Raw genomic sequence first — 16,657 nt, 5'->3', positions numbered from 1 at the left:
CGCCCTGGGGAAACGTGAGTGCGACGCACGCTCTGGGCAGAACAGTGGGGAGGACGACGAGATGGGGAGCCGCCGCGCCCGCGCGAGCCGTCGCGGGCGCGCCGTGTCATACGGGCGGGCGCGCCGTGGACCCGAGGGTCCGGCGCGCCCCGGCGCATGGCACGGGCCGGGTGCGCCCCGTGGGCGGACGAGCCGACGCAGAGGGGCCGACAGGGTGACGAGCGCAGCCGAGCAGCGGGCAGCGGCTCAGGGGCGGGCCGGGCAGGGCGGCGCTCCGGCCGCCGCGACCGCCGGTGCCAGGCGGCCGGAGCCGCCCGCCACGGCCGCCCGGCCGGGCGCGCCCACGCCCCTCGGGGCCCGCTTCCGGCCCGGCCCGGACGGGACCGAGGGAACCAACTTCGCGCTCTGGGCGGGCGGGGCGGAGGCGGTCCAGCTGTGCCTCTTCGACGACGCCGGCCGGGAGACACGGGTGCGGCTGACCGAGCTGACGCACGAGATATGGCACGGCTTCGTGCCGGGCGTGCGGCCCGGCCGGCGCTACGGCTACCGGGTGCACGGCCGCTGGGACCCGTGGACCGGCGCCCGGTGGAACCCGGCCAAGCTGCTCCTCGACCCGTACGCGCGCGCGGTGGACGGCGATTACGCCGCCTTCGGGCTGCCACCCGAGGTGTACGGGCATGTGCGGGACTGGCCGGAGCAGCACGTCGCCGACACCGTGCGCGACGACCGGGACTCGGCGCCGTTCGTCCCCAAGGGCGTCGTCGTCCACGATGACGACGACTGGGCCGACGACCGCCGGCCCAGGACACCGTGGGCGGACTCGGTCATCTACGAGCTGCATGTGCGCGGCTTCACCAAGCTGCACCCGGGCATCCCCGAGGAACTGCGCGGCACCTACGCCGGGCTGGCCCATCCGGCGGCCGTCGAGCACCTGGTGCGGCTGGGCGTGACCGCCGTGGAGCTGCTGCCCGTGCACCAGTTCGCGCACGAGGACCATCTGCTGCGCCGTGGCCTCGGGAACTACTGGGGCTACAACTCGATCGGCTACTTCGCCCCGCACGCGGCCTACGCCGCCTCCGGTACGACCGGCGAGCAGGTCGGCGAGTTCAAACGCATGGTCCGCGCCCTGCACGCGGCCGGCATCGAGGTCATCCTCGACGTGGTCTACAACCACACCGCGGAGGCGGGCGAACTGGGTCCGACGCTCTCCCTCAAGGGCATCGACAACCGCGGCTACTACCGCCTCCAGGACGACGCCCGCCGGTACGCCGACTACACCGGCTGCGGCAACACCCTGCACGTCGTCCAGCCGCAGGTGCTGCGTCTGATCACGGACTCGCTGCGCTACTGGGTGACGGAGATGGGCGTGGACGGCTTCCGGTTCGACCTGGCGGCCGCGCTGGCCCGTTCGATGCACGACGTCGACATGCTCTCCCCGTTCCTCGCGGTGATCGCCCAGGACCCGGTGCTGCGCCGGGTCAAGCTCATCGCCGAGCCCTGGGACATCGGCTCGGGCGGCTACCAGGTCGGCGCCTTCCCGCCGCTGTGGACGGAGTGGAACGACCGCTACCGGGGCGCCGTCCGCGACTTCTGGCGCGGCGCGCTGCCGGACGTGCGCGACCTCGGCTACCGCCTTTCGGGCTCCAGCGACCTGTACGCCTGGGGTGGCCGCCGCCCCTACGCCTCGGTCAACTTCGTCACCGCGCACGACGGTTTCACCCTCCGCGACCTGGTGTCCTACGAGCGCAAGCACAACGAGGCGAACGGCGAGCAGGGCCGGGACGGCTCCGACGACAACCGCTCGTGGAACTGCGGGGCCGAGGGCGAGACGGACGAGGAGCGGATCCGGGCGCTGCGGCGCCGGCAGCTGCGCAACCTGCTCAGCACGCTGCTGCTGTCCACGGGCGTGCCGATGCTGGTGGCCGGCGACGAGCTGGGCCGCACCCAGCGCGGCAACAACAACGCCTACTGCCAGGACAACGAGATCAGCTGGCTGGACTGGTCGCTGCTGGCGGAGCCCGGCTGGCGGGCCCTGTTCGAGCTGACGTCCCGGCTCATCGCCCTGCGCCACCGGCATCCGGTGCTGCGCCGCCGGGCGTTCTTCTCCGGGCGCCCGCACTCGGCGGACGGCCTGCGCGATCTGGCCTGGTTCACCGCGCGGGGCGAGGAGATGACCGAGGGCGACTGGTACGCGCCCGCCGCCGCGCTCGGCATGTATCTCTCGGGGCGTGACATACCGGGCCGCGACGAGCGGGGCGCGCCGATCCTCGACGACAGCTTCCTCGCCGTGCTGCACGCCGGGGACCGGCCGGCGCCCTTCGTCCTGCCCGGCCCGCCGTGGGCGGACCGCTACGAGGTCGTCGTCGACACGTCCCGGGAGGAGCAGGCGGCGGCACCGGGGGTGGTGCATCGGGCGGGGGCGGCGGTCAGCTTGGGGGGGCGGGCGGTGTTGCTGTTGCGCGTGCTTTGAGCTCCGCTGGTTGGGCGTGCGTTGCGTGGGCGTTCGTCTGCGGCGCCGTTGTGGCTGCGCCTGTGTTCGGCTGCGGCACCGTTGTGGCTTGTCGCGCCCGCGCGGCGGAGCCGCATATCGATACAGCCCCGCGCCCCTATGGGGCGCTGCCGTGCGGGGCGCTGACATACGAACCGGGCGTGCTGCATCGGTGTTCGACTGCGGCGCCATTGTGGCTTGTCGCGCAGTTCCCCGCGCCCCTTTGGGGCGCTGGCGTGCGGGGCGTTGGCGTGTGGGGTGCTGTGTGCGACCCGGGGGCGCTTCCGTGCGACCCTGTGTGCTGCTGGGTGCTGTGGGGTGCGTATTCGCTGGTCGTAGGGCTAATTGGGGAGGGGAGTCCGGCCGAAACTCGGTGGGCGGTGTCGGTGCCGGTCCGTAGGCTCCGTGTGATGCCCACGACACGTGCAACCACCGAGGACCGTCCTGACCGTTCCGCCGTGCGCACCCTGCTGCGGCTGTGGCCGTTCGTACGCCCAGTGCGGGTGCGGCTGTTCACCGCCGCGTTCGTCGCGGTGGTCGCCTCCTGCCTGAGCCTGGTGATCCCGCTGGTCCTGAAGTGGATGGTGGACGGGCCGGTAGCCGACCGGGATCCGGCGGGCGTGTGGCTGGGCGCGCTGTATCTGCTGCTGCTCGGGATCGCGGAGGCGGGCCTGTTCGGGCTGCGGCGATGGCTGGTGGCCCGGCCGCTGTCACATGTCGAGGCGGAGCTGCGGGCGGAGCTGTACGGGCATCTGCAACGGCTGCCGGTGGCCTTCCACGACCGCTGGGCCTCGGGCCAGTTGCTCTCCCGGGGCACCACCGACCTGATGCTGCTGCGTATGTTCCTCGCCTTCCCGTTGACGTTCCTGCTGGTCAACGGCGTGACCATCCTGGTCGGCATGGCGATCATGGTGTCCCAGGACTGGCTGCTTGGGCTGATCGTCCTCGGGCCCGCGGTGCCCCTGATGTGGACCTGCCTGGTCTTCGAACGGCGCTACGCCCATGTGGCGCGGCTCGCCCAGGACCAGGTCGGCGATCTGACGACGGTCGTCGAGGAGAGCGTGCTCGGCATCCGCATCATCAAGGGGTTCGGCCGGCACCGCAGTCAGGCGCGGGCGTTCCGGGAGCTGTCGGGGACGCTGCGCGGCACGGAGCTGCGCAAAGCACGGCTGCTGGCGTCGATCTGGGCGGTCATCGTGACGCTGCCGGAGGCCGCGATCGGGGCGGCGCTGGTGCTGGGGGCCGTACGGGTGGCGGACGGGCAGCTGTCCGCGGGGACGCTGGTCGCCTTTCTGAGCACGGCGCTCGCGCTGCGCTGGCCGGTGGACTCGATCGGGTTCCTGCTCGCGATGACGCAGGAGGCGGCGACGGCGACGGAACGGTACTTCGAGGTGCGGGACGCGCACGTGGAGGAGCCGGGTGCGGCCGGCGGACCGGTCCGGAAGCCGGGGCCGGCCGACGGCGGACTCCGCTTCCACGGCGTCCGGTTCCGCTATCCCGACGCCCCGCCCGGTTCCCCGCCCACCCTCGACGACATCGACCTGCACATCCGCCCCGGCGAGTCCATGGCCCTGGTCGGGGCGACCGGCAGCGGGAAGACCACCCTCACGGCGCTCGTCCCCCGGCTGCACGAGGTCACCGCCGGGCGGATCACGCTGGACGGGCACGACATCACCGCCCTGTCCCGCGCGGAACTGCGCACGCAGGTGGCCGTGGCGTTCGAGGAACCGACGCTGTTCTCCGTGTCCGTCGGCGAGAACGTGCTCATGGGCGGCGACGGGAACGCCGGCCGCGCGGACCTGGAGCGGGCGCTGTCCGTCGCGCAGGCCGAGTTCGCGCACACCCTGCCGCAGGGCACGGACACCCAGGTCGGCGAGCAGGGGCTGAGCCTGTCCGGCGGGCAGCGGCAGCGGATCGCGCTCGCCCGGGCGGTGGTGGGCCGGCCGCGCTTCCTCGTGCTGGACGACCCGCTGTCCGCCCTCGACGTGCACACCGAGGCCGCCGTGGAGGCCGCGCTGCGCCGGGTCCTCGCGGACACCACCGCGCTCATCGTGGCCCACCGCCCCTCGACGGTGCTGCTCGCCGACCGCGTCGCCCTGCTCTCCCAGGGCCGCATCGCCGCGGTCGGCACCCACCACGAACTGCTCCGCACCAACCCGGAGTACGCCCACCTGATGTCCGGCGAACAGCCCGGGGACGAGCGCGCCGGCGAGCCGCGGGCCGCCGGTGCGCCGGCCGGGGAAGTGGAGGACGCACGATGACCGCTCCCGCCTCGTCGGCGCCCCCGCCCGCCGCCGGCTCCGGGTCCCGGCCGGACGCGGGGGACGCTCCGCTCCGGCCGCTGGACTCCGGGGACCCCTTCGACCGGGACGTGCTGCCCACGCCGCCCGGTGCCACGTCCGCCCTGCTGCGCTCGCTGCTCGCCCCGCTGAAGGCCCGCGTCGCCGTCACGACGCTGCTGCTGCTGTTCCAGCAGGCCGCCGTGCAGGCCGGTCCGCTGCTGGTGGCGTACGCCATCGACAGCGCCGTACCGGCGATCCGTCGGGACGACCACGGCCCGCTGATCGCGGTCGCCGTCGGCTATCTGCTGTGCGCTCTGCTCTCCGGCGGCCTCCAGTTCGCGTTCATCGAGGCGGCCGCGCGCGTCAACCAGGACGTACTGCTGGATCTGCGCGGCCGCATCTTCCGGCACGCGCAGGCGCTGAGCGTCGACTTCCACGAGCGGTACACCTCGGGCCGGCTCATCTCGCGCTCCACCACGGACGTCGAGTCGCTGCGCGAACTGCTCAGCGAGGGGCTGCAGGAACTCGTCACGGTGATCCTGTCCTTCGTCTACATCTCGGCGCTGCTGCTCTGGCTCGACCTGGGCCTCGGCGCGGTCGCGGTGGCCTCCTTCGGGCCGCTGTATCTGCTCGTACGGCTCTACCAGCGGCGCGCGGGGCGGGTGTTCCAGCTCCGGTCCACGGCCATCGCGGCGGTGATCGTGAAGTTCGTGGAGACGATGAACGGCATCCGGCCGGTGCGCGCCTTCCGCCGGGAGGCCGTGAACGACGCCGAGTTCGGCGTCCTCAACCGGCGCCACGAGCGGACGAACGGCGACGCCCTGCTGGAGATGGCCCGCTATGTCGTCGGCTCCCGGCTGGTAGCCAACACGGCGGTCGCGGTGATCGTGCTGTGGGGCGCCTACCGGGTGGCGTCCGGCTCGCTGGCGCTGGGGGTGCTGGCGGCGGCGGTGCTGTATCTGCGCCGCCTGTACGACCCCATCGACCGGCTGGGCATGTTCCTCAACTCCTACCAGTCGGCCGCCGCCTCGCTGGAGAAGATCGCGGGCCTGCTGGCGCAGACCCCGTCGGTGCCGGAGCCGGGCACGCCCCGCCGGCTGCCGGCCCGGGCGACCGCCGACCGGCCCGGCCGCGAGGTGGTCTTCGACGGCGTCCGGTTCGCCTACCGCACCGGCGGCGAGGTGCTGCCCCGCTTCGACCTCACCCTCCCGGCCGGTCAGACGGTCGCCGTGGTCGGTTCGACGGGCGCGGGCAAGTCGACGCTGGCCAAGCTGCTCGCCCGGTTCTACGACCCCTCCGACGGCCGGGTCCTGCTCGACGGCGTGGACCTGCGGGAGCTGTCCGCGCCCGAACTGCGCCGCGGGGTGGTGATGGTGACGCAGGAGGCGTTCCTGTTCTCGGGCACGGTGGCCGAGAACATCGCGATCGGCCGCCCGGAGGCCACCCGCGAGGAGATCGAGCGGGCGGCGAAGGCGATCGGGGCGCACGAGTTCATCGACGCGCTGCCGGACGGATACGACACGGACGTACGCAAGCGGGGCGGCCGTATCTCGGCCGGTCAGCGTCAACTGGTCGGTTTCGCCCGGGCGTTGCTCGCCGATCCGGCGGTGCTGATCCTCGACGAGGCGACCAGTTCGCTGGACGTGCCCGGGGAGCGGGCGGTGCAGCGGGCCATGTCGACGGTGCTGCGGGGCCGTACGGCCGTGGTGATCGCACACCGGCTGTCGACCGTGGAGATCGCCGACCGGGTGCTGGTCATGGAGCACGGCCGGATCGTCGAGGACGGCGGCCCCGGCGAACTGATCGCGGGGACGGGCCGGTTCGCGGACCTGCACCGGGCCTGGCGGGACAGCCTGGCCTGAGCAGGACCGGGGCCTGGGGAACGGCACCGCCGGCCACGACGGTGCCGCAGCCGGCCGACGGCACGTCGCGGCAGTTCCAGCGGAGCGCTCAGCAGACCGGAACGGGACGGGAGCATGGATGATCGACGCGTACGAGGATCCAGGGACACCCGACACGCGCGGTGGCTGGCGGTTCCTGTGGTGGCTGGTGCGGTGCCAGCCGGGCCGGTCGCTGGCCGGGGCGCTGCTGGGCAGTGTCTGGCTGGTGCTGATGGCGGCGGCGCCGTATCTGATGGCCCGTGCGGTCGACGACGGGCTGCTGGCGGGTGACCTGGGCGCGCTGGCCGCCTGGACCGTGGTGCTGTTCCTGGTCGGGGCGGTCAACTCGTGGCTGAGCATCATGCGCCACCGCACGATGACGCGGGTGCGGATGGACGCCAACTTCCGCACGGTCAAGGTGGTGGTCGGGCACGCGGTGCGGCTGGGGGCCGCGCTGCCGCGGCGGGCCGGGGCCGGGGAGATCGTCACGGTCGGTGTCGGCGATGTGCGGACGATCGCCGAGTCGCTGACCGTCGTCGGGCCCGGGGTGGGTGCCGTGGTGGTCTATGTCGTGGTGGCCGGGGTGCTGCTGTCGATCTCGCCGCTGCTGGCCGCGGTCGTGCTGTTCGGGATGCCGGTGATCGCGCTGGTCGCGGGTCCTTTGACGGTGCGGTTGCAGGCGGCGGAGACCGAGTACCGGGAGCGGCAGGGCGTGCTGACCGCGCGCATCGGCGATCTGGCGGGCGGGCTGCGCGTCCTCAACGGTCTCGGCGGCAAGGGGCTGTTCGCGGACGCGTTCCGGCGTGACGCACGGCGGCTGCGGGCGCAGGGCTACCGGGTGGGTGCGGTGGCCAGCTGGGTGCAGGCGCTCGGGGTGGGCCTGCCGACCCTGTTCCTGGCGGTGGTGACCTGGCTCGCGGCCCGGATGACCGCCGAGGGCGCGCTGAGCATCGGCGAGTTGGTGGCGGTGTACGGCTATGTCGCCGTGCTGGTCGGGCCGGTGGCCTTCTTCCTGGAGATGGGCTACCAGCTCAGCCGGGGCGTGGTGGCCGCGCGGCGGGTCGTGGCGCTGCTGCGGCTCGCCCCGGAGCCGGACGAGGGGACGTGTCCCGGCCCGGCGGAGCCGGCCGCGCTGGTCGATCCCGCGTCGGGGGTGCGGGTGCCGCCGGGGCGGCTGACCGCGCTGGCCGGTGCCCGGCCCGCGGACTCCGCGGCCGTGGTCGACCGCCTCGGCCGGTTCGCGCCGTCCGCCGCCACCTGGGGCGGGGTACGGCTCGACGCGATCCCGCTGGCCGAGGTGCGGGCCAGGATCCTGGTCTCCGACAACGAGGCCGACCTGTTCGCGGGGACGCTGCGGGAGGTGGTGGCCGGGCACCGGGAGTGCGACGCCGCCGCGCTGGGGCGCGCGCTGCACGTGGCCGCCGCCGACGACATCGTGCAGGGCCTGCCGGACGGGCCGGACTCGGCGGTGTCCGCGCAGGGCCGCAGCCTGTCGGGCGGCCAGCGGCAGCGGGTGCGGCTGGTCCGGGCGTTGCTGGTGGACCCGGAGGTGCTGCTCGCGGTGGAGCCGACGTCGGCGCTGGACGCGCACACGGAGGCCACGGTCGCCCGCCGGCTGCGGGCCGCCCGCGCCGGCCGTACGACGGTGGTGACCACGACCTCCCCGCTGGTGCTGGACCGCGCGGACACCGTGCACTACCTGGTGGACGGCAAGGTCGCGGCCACCGGCAGCCACCGCCGGCTGCTCGCGGACGAGCCCGGCTACCGGGCCCTGGTGGCGCGGGACGACGCTGCCGAGGAGGTCGTGCGGTGACGCCGTCCGCGGGACAGCTGCCCGTCGCCGGACGGGCCGACGTACGCCGGGCGACGGTGCGGCTGGTGCGTGCCGACGGGCGGTCCTTCGCCGCCGCGCTGTTGCTGAACGCGCTGGCCGCCGCGGCGGGGCTGGCCGGGCCGTGGCTGGTCGGCCGGATCGTGGACGAGGTGCGGGCCGGGGCCGGTGTCGGGGTGGTGGACCGGCTGGCGTTCGGCATCCTGGTGTGTGCGCTGGCCCAGCTGCTGCTGGCGCGCTGGGCCCGCTATGTGGGGTACCGGTTCGGGGAGCGGACGCTGGCCCGGGTCCGCGAGGAGTTCGTCGACCGGGCCCTGGCGCTGCCCGCCGCGACGCTGGAGCGGGCGGGCACCGGTGACCTGACCGCGCGCGGCACCGCGGACGTGGCCGCGGTCGGCACGACGCTCCGGGACGTGGGGCCCGAACTGCTGGTCTGCTCCGTCCAGGCGCTGTTCGTGCTCGGTGCCGTGTTCGCGCTGGACCCGCTGCTGGGCGCGTTCGGGGTGCTCGGGACGGCCCCGATCTGGTGCGCGCTGCGCTGGTATCTGCGCCGGGCCCGGGACGGCTATCTCGCCGAGGGCGCGGCCACCTCGCAGATCGCGGAGATCGTCGCGTCGACCGCGTCGGGGGCCCGGACGGTGGAGGCGTTCCGCCTTGAGGAGCGGCGGATCGCGGCGAGCCGGGACGCGCTGGAGACGTCCCGGCGGACCCGGCTGTACACGCTGTATCTGCGCACGGTGTTCTTCCCGGCGGTCGAGGTGTCGTACACGATCCCGGTGGCGGGGGTGCTGCTGGTCGGCGGGGTGCTGCACGCGCGCGGGGCGGTGGGCCTGGGCGCGGTGGTGGCGGCGGCGCTGTATCTGCGGCAGTTCACCGAGCCGCTGGACCAGATCCTGATGCGGATCGAGCAACTGCAGAGCAGCAACGCGTCGTTCGCCCGGGTGGAGGGGCTGGCCCGGGCACCGCGTTCGGTGCCGGACGGCGGCGCGCCGGCCCCGGCGGACGACCGGATCGATGTGTCCGGGGTGCGGTACGCCTACGAGCGGGGCGGTGAGGTGCTGCGCGGGGTCGATCTGACGGTGCGGCCGGGCGAGCGGATGGCGGTGGTCGGGCCGTCGGGCGCGGGCAAGACCACGCTGAGCCGGCTGCTGGCGGGCGTCGACGCGCCGGGCGCGGGCACGGTGTCGGTGGGCGGGGTGCCGATCGCGGGGCTGGCGCCGGAGCGGCTGCGCCGGCAGGTGGTGCTGGTCACGCAGGAGCACCATGTCTTCCTGGGCACGGTCCGGGACAATCTGCGGATCGCCGAACCGGCGGCCACGGACGAGGAGTTGTGGGCGGCACTGGCCGCGGTGGGCGCCGATGCCTGGGTGCGTGGGCTGCCGGACGGCCTCGATGCCCGGCTGGGCCCGGGCGGGACGGCCACCGACGGGTCCCAGGCCCAGCAGCTCGCCCTGGCCCGGGTGGTGCTGGCCGACCCGCACACGCTGATCCTGGACGAGGCCACGGCCCTGCTGGACCCGGCGACCGCGCGGCACACCGAGCGCGCCCTGGCCGCCGTCCTTGCGGGCCGTACGGTCATCGCCATCGCCCACCGTCTGCACACCGCCCACGACGCCGACCGGGTGGCCGTGCTGGAGGAGGGCCGGCTCACCGAACTGGGCACGCACGACGACCTGGTGAAGGCCGACGGGGCCTATGCGGCGCTGTGGCGGACGTGGCACGCGGACGGTACGCCGTGAGCGGTCGGGCCGGGCAGGTCCAGGTCGGGGAACGGTTCACACATGAACATCCGGTCACCGAACCGATTCCGGCCAAAGTTTTGACGCAGCCCTGACAAGACTCCGCGCGAACCGCACTCGGCCGCGGCGGGAACGGCACACCCTTCCGGGGCGCACCCCGGGAGCGACCTGGGCTCCTCTCCTGGCGGCGCTTCCCGGACAACCGGTTTTCGGTCAACATCACGCCAGGGTCATGACATGTACACACCCCTGGTGTCACTCTTCCTTCACCCGCCGCAGCACAGCACGTTCACCACTCCCTCCGGTCGGCGCCCCCGCGCTGCCCGGACTCCCCCACACGAAGGAGTTCGAGTGAGCCCCCTCTACGCGCGTCGTCAGCGCACCACTCTGGCCATCGCCACCGCTGTCGCAGCCGGCGCCCTCTTCACCACCGGCCTGACCGCCAGCGCCTCCGCGCAGACCCCGGCCGGGGCCGCCGCCGCGAAGCCGCTCGCCGCCGCCCCGACCGCGCTGTCGGCCGCGGCCCGCGGCGAACTGCTCCAGCAGGCACGGTCCGACGCCGCCGAGACCGCCCGCACCATAGGCCTCGGCGCCGAGGAGAAGCTGGTCGTCAAGGATGTCGTGAAGGACGTCGACGGCAGCGTCCACACCCGCTACGAGCGCACCTACGCGGGCCTGCCGGTGCTCGGCGGCGACCTGATCGTGCACACCTCCGGGACCGGCACGACCGAAGGCGTCACCAAGGCCACGAAGCACACCATCGAGGTGGCCTCGCTCACGCCGCGGATCGCCGCCGCCAAGGCCGAGCAGCAGGCGCTGGGCGCCGCCGAGGCCGCCGGCTCGGCCAAGACCGAGGCGGACGGCGCCCGCAAGGTGATCTGGGCCGGCTCCGGCAAGCCCGTCCTCGCCTACGAGACCGTCGTCGGCGGCTTCCAGGACGACGGCACCCCGAACGAACTGCACGTCATCACCGACGCGGCCACCGGCGAGAAGCTCTACGAGTACCAGGGCATCGAGACCGGCACCGGCAAGACCCTCTACTCGGGCACGGTCACCCTGAGCACCACGCTGTCGGGGTCGACGTACCAGCTGTACGACACCACGCGCGGCGGCCACAAGACGTACAACCTGGCGCGCGGGACCTCCGGCACCGGCACCCTGTTCACCGACGCCGACGACGTCTGGGGCACCGGCGCCGCCTCCAGCTCCACCACGGACCAGACGGCCGCCGCCGACGCCGCCTACGGCGCGCAGGCCACCTGGGACTTCTACAAGAGCACCTTCGGCCGCAACGGCATCAAGAACAACGGCCAGGCCGCCTACTCGCGGGTCCACTACGGCAACGCCTACGTCAACGCGTTCTGGTCCGACAGCTGCTTCTGCATGACCTACGGCGACGGCTCAGGCAACACCCACCCGCTGACCGCGCTGGACGTGGCGGGCCATGAGATGAGCCACGGCGTGACCGCCAACACCGCGGGCCTCAACTACTCGGGCGAGTCCGGCGGTCTGAACGAGGCCACCTCCGACATCTTCGGCACCGGCGTCGAGTTCTACACCAACAACGCCTCCGACGTCGGCGACTACCTCATCGGCGAGAAGATCGACATCAACGGCAACGGCACCCCGCTGCGCTACATGGACAAGCCCAGCAAGGACGGCGCCTCGGCCGACTACTGGTCCTCCAGCGTGGGCAACAAGGACGTGCACTACTCGTCCGGCGTCGCCAACCACTTCTTCTATCTGCTGTCGGAGGGCAGCGGCGCGAAGACGATCAACGGGGTGTCCTACAACTCCCCGACGTACAGCGGCTCCACGGTCACCGGCATCGGCCGGGACAAGGCGCTGCAGATCTGGTACAAGGCGCTGACCACGTACATGACGTCCACGACCAACTACAAGGCCGCCCGCACGGCGACCCTGAACGCGGCGACCGCCCTGTACGGCTCCGGCAGCGCCGAGTACACCGCGGTGGCCGCCGCCTGGACGGCGGTCAACGTCACCTGATCCGAGGACAGTGGACGGGGCGGCCCCCCAGGAGGAAGGCATTCCGGGGGGCCGCCCTACCCTTGGGTGTCATGTCTTCGGCAGACTTCACCTATGAGCCGGTCGGCGCGACCCGCGATGACCTCACCGCCTGCCCGCCCGGCTTCCACCCGCTGCATGTGCGCACCCGCATCGGCGAGGGCGAACAGGTGTTCCGCCGGGCCGTCGAGACGGTCCTCACCTGGGAGATGCACCGCGCGCTGGGCGTGGGCATCGAGGCGGACGCCGACCGGGCGGCCCCCGGCGTCGATGTCACGGTCACTCTGGCGGGCCTGGTCAAGGCACCCTGCCGCGTGGTGTGGACGGTGGCGGAACCCCGCCGGGCCGGCTGGGCGTACGGCACCCTTGAGGGCCATCCGGAGTGCGGCGAGGAGGCCTTCGTGGTCGACCGCACCGGCGACGGCACGGTCTGGCTGACCGTCGCGGCCTTCAGCCGCGCAAACTCGTGGTACGCCCGCGCAGGCGGCCCGGCAACCCGCGCCCTCCAGCACGCATACGCCCGCCGCTGCGGAACCGTACTAAGAAAACTATGCGGCGAAAACACCTGACCGCACGCCCAACCACAACCCACCCCCGCCCCGCCAGGGGCGCGGGGAACGGCGCGACCAGCCACAACACACCCGCAGACGAACGACGACGCACCGCCCCCCAAGGGGCGCGAGGAACTGCGCGACCAGCCACAACGCACCCGCACACAACCGACACCCCCGCCCCCACCCCGCCAGGGGCGCGGGGAACTGCGCGATCGGCCACAACGCACCCGCAGACGAACAGCAACGCGCCACCACCCCCCAAGGGGCGCGGGGAACTGCGCGATCAACCACGACACACCCGCACACAACCAACAACGCACCCCCAAGGGGCGCGAGGAACTGCGCGACCAGCCACAACACACCCGCAGCCAACTGACAACGCACCACCCCCGCCAAACCAAGCGGTCAGCGCAAAAGCACGCCCGCCCCCTCCCCCGTACCATCCTCCGTCGGCAACGCCACCAGCCCCAGCTCCGCGCCGGAGGCGAGCAGGCGGTGTGCCGGCAGGACCCGCACCGTGTAGCCGTAGGGGCCACTGCGGTCCAGGGACAGTGGGCCCTCGTACACCCAGCGTCCCTCCAGATCGGGGCCGCCCGTCGGCTTCAGCGGCACCGCCGTCGCGTCGGCGATGCGGTCCTCCAGGTCGACCCGGCCCGCGACGGCCTGCACCTCGACCTCGTCGGGCCCGAGGCCGCCGAGGCCGACCACCACCCTGAGCCCCAGGGTGGCCCCCAGTTCCGCGGTGGCGGCCGGGGCCGTCGCCTCCACGTGGTCGACACTGACGCCGTGCCAGGCCGCGCGCACCCGGGCCTTCCAGGCGGCCAGCTCGCGCGCCGCGTCCGCGGTCAGCGCGCGGTGCGCGTGGGCGGCGGGCGTGTAGAGCCGCTCGACGTACTCGCGGACCATGCGTCCCGCCAGCACCTTCGGCCCGAGGAGGGTCAGGGTCCGGCGGACCATCTCGATCCAGCGGTCCGGCAGTCCGCCGCGGCCCCGCTCGTAGAAGCGCGGGGTCACCCGCTGTTCCAGCAGGTCGTAGAGGGCGGCGGCCTCGATGTCGTCGCGGCGGTCGGGGTCCGTGCCCGCCCCGTCCGCGGTCGGCACGGCCCAGCCGAAGTCCGGCTGGAACCACTCGTCCCACCAGCCGTCCAGCACGGACAGGTTGAGACAGCCGTTGAGGGCCGCCTTCATCCCGGAGGTGCCGCAGGCCTCCAGCGGGCGCAGCGGGTTGTTCAGCCAGATGTCGCAGCCCGGGTAGAGCTTCTGCGCCATGGCCATGCCGTAGTCCGGGAGGAACACGATGCGGTGGCGCACGCGCGGGTCGTCGGCGAACCGGACCAGTTCCTGCACCAGGCGCTTGCCGCTGTCGTCCGCCGGGTGCGCCTTGCCCGCCACCACGATCTGGACCGGCCGCTCGGGGTGCAGCAGGAGATCCATCAGCCGGTCCCGGTCGCGCAGCATCAGGGTGAGGCGCTTGTACGACGGGACCCGCCGCGCGAAGCCGACGGTGAGCACGTCGGGATCCAGGACGCCGTCGATCCAGCCCAACTCGGCGGTACCGGCGCCGCGCTGCCGCCAGGAGACACGCAGCCGCTCCCGCACCTCCACCACCAGTTGCTCGCGCAGCCCCCGGCGCAGCTCCCAGATGTCCTGGTCCGGGACGCCCGCGAACCGGTCCCAGCGCTCCGCGCCGCCGGCGGCGAGCGCGTCCCCGGCGCGCCGCTCCCCGGGTTCCCGGGCACCGAGCCGCAGCACGTCAGGGGCGACCCAGGTGGGGGCGTGCACCCCGTTGGTGACGGAGGTGATCGGCACCTCGTCGGCGTCGAATCCCGGCCACAGCCCGGCGAACATCTCGCGGCTGACCCTCCCGTGCAGCAGGGAGACGCCGTTGGCGCGCTGGGCCAGCCGCAGGCCCATCACGGCCATGTTGAACAGGTTCGGCTCGCCGCCCGGGTAGGTCTCCATCCCCAGGCGCAGAATCCGCTCGACGTCGATGCCGGGCAGTTCCGCGTCGGGGCCGAAGTGACGGGCGACCAGTTCCCGGTCGAAGCGGTCGATGCCGGCCGGGACCGGGGTGTGGGTGGTGAACACGGTCCCGGCCCGCACGGCCTCCAGCGCCGCGTCGACGTCCTGTCCGCCCGCGCGGAGCTCGGCGATCCGCTCCAGTCCGAGGAAGCCCGCGTGCCCCTCGTTGGTGTGGAAGACCTCGGGCTCGGGGTGGCCGGTCAGCCGGCAGTACGTCCGCACGGCCCGCACACCTCCTATCCCGAGGAGCATCTCCTGCAGCAGCCGGTGCTCGCTGCCGCCGCCGTACAGCCGGTCGGTGACGCCGCGTTCGCCGAGGTCGTTCTCCTCGACGTCCGAGTCGAGCATCAGCAGCGGCACCCGGCCCACCTGCGCGAGCCAGATGCGGGCGCGCAGCCGCCGGCCGCCGGGCAGCGCGAGTGAGACCTGGGCCGGGCTGCCGTCCTCCTCCCTGAGCAGCGTCAGCGGCAGTTCGTTGGGGTCGAGGACGGGATAGTGCTCCTGCTGCCAGCCGTCCCGGGACAGGGTCTGCCGGAAGTAGCCGTGCCGGTAGAGCAGGCCGACCCCGATCAGGGAGACGCCCAGGTCGCTGGCCGCCTTCAGATGGTCACCGGCGAGGATGCCGAGCCCGCCGGAGTACTGGGGCAGGGCGGCCGTGATGCCGAACTCGGGCGAGAAGTAGGCGACGGCGGACGGCAGTCCGGCGGGCTGGGTCTGGTACCAGCGCGCCCCGCCGACATAGTCGTCGAGGTCGGCGGCGACCGCGGCGAGCCGGCGCAGGAAGCGGCGGTCCCCGGCCAGCTCGGCCAGGCGCGCGGGGCGCACGCTGCCCAGGAGCCGTACCGGGTCGCCGCCCGAGGAGGCCCAGCGGCCGGGGTCGACGGACTGGAACAGGTCGCGCGTTTCCGCGTGCCAGGACCAGCGCAGGTTGCGCGCCAGCTCGCTCAGGGGGCGCAGGGGCTCGGGGAGAACGGGACGGACGGTGAACCGACGGATCGCCTTCACATTCCACCTCGGCGCGGTTGCTCGGGGAGACGCACGGCACCGTGCGTCTCGTCGTCTGTGCCGACGGTACCGGTGTCGGCCCGGCCACCGCCGGGGCATCGCCGGGCGCCCCCCAGACGGATCCGGACCGGGACGGAACCGGCCATATCCGCGCCGGTGCACGCAGGGGGGCGTGCGATGCGCGGCCGACCCGGTGCGCGGACATACGCGTGAGTAGTTAACGAAGTGCCGGATTGCTCACCCGAATAGGGTGGGAAGGCTCCTCCGGTACGCCCCTCAGGCGCACCGCAGCCACCCCGCAGGACCCACCTCCCCACACCCCTCCGCCCACACACCCACGTTGACGCGGACAGGAGCGGTCATGCCCGCCACGCACCCCTCGTCACCCTCCCCGACCAGCAGCAGGAACGGCCCGTCGGCCGGGCCGCCGGAGCGGACGGCCGACGCCGTGACACCGGCGGGCCGCGGCGGTGCCCGGCCACCCTCCCGGGAGCGGCCGCCCGCGGGCGGGGACACCGTCGTCGGCCGCATACCCGTTCTCGACGTCCGCCCTGTGGTCCTGTGTGGGCGCCGGCCCGCGAAGGCGGTCGTCGGGGAGACGTTCCAGGTCTCCGCGACCGTGTTCCGCGAGGGCCACGACGCGGTGGCCGCCAATGTGGTGCTGTGCGATCCGGAGGGCCGGCCCGGCCCCTGGACCCCGATGCGCGAACTGGCCCCCGGCACCGACCGCTGGGGCGCGGACGTCACCCCGGACGCGATGGGCCACTGGACCTACCACGTGGAGGCATGGGGGGATCCGGTCACCACCTGGCGGCACACCGCACAGATCAA

General features: G+C 73.6%; 9 protein-coding genes. 8 read left to right on the top strand and 1 reads right to left on the bottom strand.

Going from position 1 to position 16,657, the window contains the following annotated elements; translation table 11 throughout:
* The first annotated feature begins 214 nt into the window (after positions 1–214).
* The 7 genes from glgX (at position 215) to CTZ28_RS18600 (ending at position 12,814) form a co-directional block, all read left to right on the top strand.
* Positions 215–2,470: a glycogen debranching protein GlgX gene (glgX, locus tag CTZ28_RS18630; protein WP_121890625.1), complete on the top strand. Its 2,256-nt coding sequence runs from the start codon at positions 215–217 to the stop codon at positions 2,468–2,470.
* A 428-nt stretch (positions 2,471–2,898) separates the two neighbouring features.
* Positions 2,899–4,749 carry an ABC transporter ATP-binding protein gene (locus CTZ28_RS18625; RefSeq protein ID WP_121890624.1) on the top strand — a complete coding sequence of 617 codons (1,851 nt, stop codon included), beginning with the start codon at positions 2,899–2,901 and terminating at the stop codon, positions 4,747–4,749.
* Entirely contained in the window at positions 4,746–6,632 is a 1,887-nt protein-coding gene (locus CTZ28_RS18620; RefSeq protein ID WP_183154460.1) for an ABC transporter ATP-binding protein, read from the top strand. The genes CTZ28_RS18625 and CTZ28_RS18620 overlap by 4 nt, the downstream gene beginning before the upstream one ends.
* Positions 6,633–6,750: 118 nt before the next feature.
* Positions 6,751–8,463: an ABC transporter transmembrane domain-containing protein gene (locus CTZ28_RS18615; protein ID WP_121890622.1), complete on the top strand. Its 1,713-nt coding sequence runs from the start codon at positions 6,751–6,753 to the stop codon at positions 8,461–8,463.
* A complete protein-coding gene (locus tag CTZ28_RS18610) occupies positions 8,460–10,220 on the top strand; it encodes an ABC transporter ATP-binding protein (protein WP_121890620.1) in 1,761 nt (586 codons plus the stop codon). Before CTZ28_RS18615 ends, CTZ28_RS18610 begins: the two co-directional genes overlap by 4 nt.
* 351 nt (positions 10,221–10,571) lie before the next feature.
* Complete coding sequence (locus CTZ28_RS18605; protein ID WP_121890618.1) at positions 10,572–12,227, top strand: M4 family metallopeptidase; 1,656 nt, start codon at positions 10,572–10,574, stop codon at positions 12,225–12,227.
* 71 nt (positions 12,228–12,298) lie between these two features.
* Positions 12,299–12,814, top strand: coding sequence for a DUF1990 domain-containing protein (locus tag CTZ28_RS18600; RefSeq protein ID WP_121890616.1), 516 nt, complete (start codon positions 12,299–12,301; stop codon positions 12,812–12,814).
* Positions 12,815–13,204: 390 nt separating this feature from the next.
* Here the strand turns inward: CTZ28_RS18600 and glgP are convergent, their stop codons facing one another.
* Positions 13,205–15,826, bottom strand: a complete 2,622-nt coding sequence (gene glgP, locus CTZ28_RS18595; protein ID WP_121890615.1) for an alpha-glucan family phosphorylase — start codon at positions 15,824–15,826, stop codon at positions 13,205–13,207.
* Positions 15,827–16,187: 361 nt separating this feature from the next.
* Between glgP and CTZ28_RS18590 the strand changes: the two genes are divergently transcribed.
* A partial coding sequence (locus tag CTZ28_RS18590; RefSeq protein WP_121890947.1) for a maltotransferase domain-containing protein occupies positions 16,188–16,657 on the top strand: 470 nt, incomplete at its 3' end.

The organism is Streptomyces shenzhenensis (genome assembly GCF_003688995.1).
Classification (GTDB): Bacteria; Actinomycetota; Actinomycetes; order Streptomycetales; family Streptomycetaceae; genus Streptomyces; species Streptomyces shenzhenensis_A.
The sequence above is the reverse complement of the archived record's forward strand: the minus strand, read 5'-3'. Positions and strand labels throughout refer to the sequence as shown.